General features: G+C 65.0%; 1 protein-coding gene. It reads left to right on the top strand.

All coding sequences use genetic code 11. The annotated features are described in order from the left end of the window. Positions 1 to 2,965 (top strand): condensation domain-containing protein (locus tag F6S12_RS30910; protein WP_315869779.1); only part of this gene is annotated, 2,965 nt, incomplete at both ends.

Raw genomic sequence — 2,965 nt, 5'->3', positions numbered from 1 at the left:
TGAGCAGGTCGGTGCCACCGACAACTTCTTCGAACTGGGCGGTGATTCGATCATCTCGATCCAGGTGGTCAGCCGCGCGCGGCAGGCCGGTATCCGCTTTACCCCACGGGATCTGTTCCAGTACCAGACGGTACAGGGGCTGGCGGCAGTGGCCGAGCAGGGCGAGGGCGGGGTGCAGATCGACCAGGGCCCGGTGGGTGGCGCAACTGCGCTGCTGCCGGTGCAGCAGTGGTTCTTCGAGTCGCCCATGAGCGAACGCCATCACTGGAACCAGTCAGTGCTGCTCAAACCGGCCCAGCCGCTGCGCGCCGAGGTGGTAGAGAACGCCTTGCAGGCCCTGTGGGTGCAGCATGACGCCTTGCGCTTGCAGTTCAGCCAGGAGGCGGATGGCTGGTCGGCGCGTTTTGCCGATGCCGGCCAGCGGCCGGAGCTGCTCTGGCAGGTCGCAGTGGATGGCGCCCAGGCCATGGAACAGTCGGCGATCGAGGCGCAGCGCAGCCTGAACCTGCAGGACGGGCCGCTGCTGCGGGCCGTGCTGTTCAGCCTGGAGGACGGCAGCCAGCGCCTGTTGCTGGTGATTCACCACCTGGTGGTGGACGGGGTGTCCTGGCGGATCCTGCTGGAGGATCTGCAACGGGCCCACGCTCAACTCAGCGCCGGCCAGCCCCTGGCATTGCCGGCCAAGACCAGCTCGACCCAGGCCTGGGCCGAGCAGATGCGGGCCTATGCCCAAGGTGCGGCGCTGCAGGAAGAACTCAAGTACTGGCAGGCCCAGTTGCAGGGCGTCGAGTCGAACCTGCCGCTGGACCGCCCGGTGACCGAGTTGCAGAACCAGCACGCCAGCAGCCTGAGTTCACGCCTGGACAAGGCCCATACCCAGCGCCTGCTGCAGGATGCCCCGGCGGCCTACCGCACCCAGATCAATGATCTGCTGCTCACCGCCCTGGCCCGGGTCATCACCCGCTGGACCGGCGAAGCCAGTGCCCTGGTGCAACTGGAAGGCCACGGCCGCGAAGACCTGTTCGACAGCATCGACCTGACCCGCACCGTGGGCTGGTTCACCAGCATGTTCCCGGTGAAGCTCACGCCGCAGGCGTCCCTGGCCGATTCGATCAAGTTCATCAAGGAACAACTGCGGGCGGTGCCGAACAAGGGCATCGGCTTTGGTGCCTTGCGCTACCTGGGCGAGGCGCAAGCGCAGCAGACCCTGGCAGCCTTGGCCGTGCCGCGTATCACCTTCAACTACCTGGGCCAGTTCGACGGCAGTTTCGACGAGCAGGATTCCCTGTTCAAACCCAGCGGTGAAGCCAAGGGCGACGACCAGAGCCCACTGGCCCCGCTGAGCAACTGGCTGAGCCTGGATGGCCAGGTCTATGGCGGCGAGTTGAGCCTGAACTGGACCTTCAGCCAGCAGATGTTCGATACCGCCACCGTGCAGCGGCTGGCCGACGACTATACCGAGGAGCTCAAGGCGCTGGTGGCGCATTGCTGCACACCAGAGCTGGCGGGCGCGACCCCGTCGGACTTCCCACTGGCGGGCCTGAACCAGCAGCAACTGGATCGCCTGCCGGTGGCGATGGCCTCGGTCGAAGACCTCTACCCCCTGTCGCCGATGCAGCAGGGCATGCTGTTTCATACCCTCTACGAGCAGGCCGCGGGCGATTACATCAACCAACTGCGGGTAGACGTGGATGGCCTTGATCCGCTGCGCTTCCAGCAGGCCTGGCAGGCGGCCATCGATCGGCATGACATCCTGCGCACCGGCTTTATCTGGCAGGGCGAGGTGTCGACGCCGCTGCAAGTGGTGCACAAGCATATTGCCCTGGACTGCACCGAACATGACTGGCGCGGCCAGCCGCAGCAGCAGGAAGCCCTGGATACCCTGGCCACCGCCGAGCGCCAGCGTGGCTTCGAGCTGGATGCCGTGCCGTTGTTGCGCCTGACCCTGGTGCGTATCGACGAGCAGCGCTACCACCTGATCTACACCAACCATCACATCCTGATGGACGGCTGGAGCAACTCGCAGTTGCTCGGCGAAGTACTGCAACGTTATGCCGGTCAGTTGCCCAGCCACGCTGCGGGCCGCTACCGGGACTACATCGCCTGGCTGCAACGCCAGGATGCCCAGGCCTGTGAAAGCTTCTGGAAAGAACAACTGCAGACGCTGGATGAACCGACCCGCCTGACCCAGGCGCTGTCCCGGGTCGCGGACATTCCGGCCGGCACCGGCCACGGCAAGCATCATCGCGAGCTGGACCTGGCACAGACGGCACGGCTTGGCGAATTTGCCCGGCAGCAGAAGGTCACGGTCAATACCCTGGTGCAGGCGGCGTGGCTGCTGTTGCTGCAACGTTGCACTGGGCAGGAAAGCGTGGTGTTCGGCGCCACGGTGGCGGGGCGCCCCGCGGAGCTCAAGGGCATAGAGCAGCAGGTGGGCTTGTTCATCAACACCTTGCCGGTGGTGGCCACGCCACGCCCGGACATGACCGTGAGCCAGTGGTTGCAGGCAGTGCAGAACCGCAACCTGGCGCTGCGCGACTATGAGTACACGCCGCTGTATGAAGTGCAGCGCTGGGCCGGGCTGGGCGGGGATGCGCTGTTCGACAACATCCTGGTGTTCGAGAACTACCCGGTGTCCGAAGCCCTGGAAAAAGGTGCTCCGGCGCAACTGCGCTTTGGCGCTGTGGGTAACCACGAGCAGACCAACTACCCCCTGACGGTCGCGGTCAACCTGGGGGCGAGCCTGTCGTTCGAGTTCATCTATGCCCGTGAATCTTTCTCTGAACCTTCAATGGTGCAGTTGGGCGGGCACTTGCAGGGCCTGTTGCTGAGCCTGATGGAGCATGCGCAAACCGGCCTGGGTGAGTTGCCATTACTGACGCAGGACGAGCAGCACCGTATCCGCCAGGATTGGGACCACACCGATGTGGTCTACCCGACCGAGCGTTTTGTTCACCAGCTGTTC

Source organism: Pseudomonas sp. JV245A, from assembly GCF_032424515.1.
Taxonomy (GTDB): domain Bacteria; phylum Pseudomonadota; class Gammaproteobacteria; order Pseudomonadales; family Pseudomonadaceae; genus Aquipseudomonas; species Aquipseudomonas protegens.
This window is presented reverse-complemented; position numbering and strand designations above follow the sequence as displayed.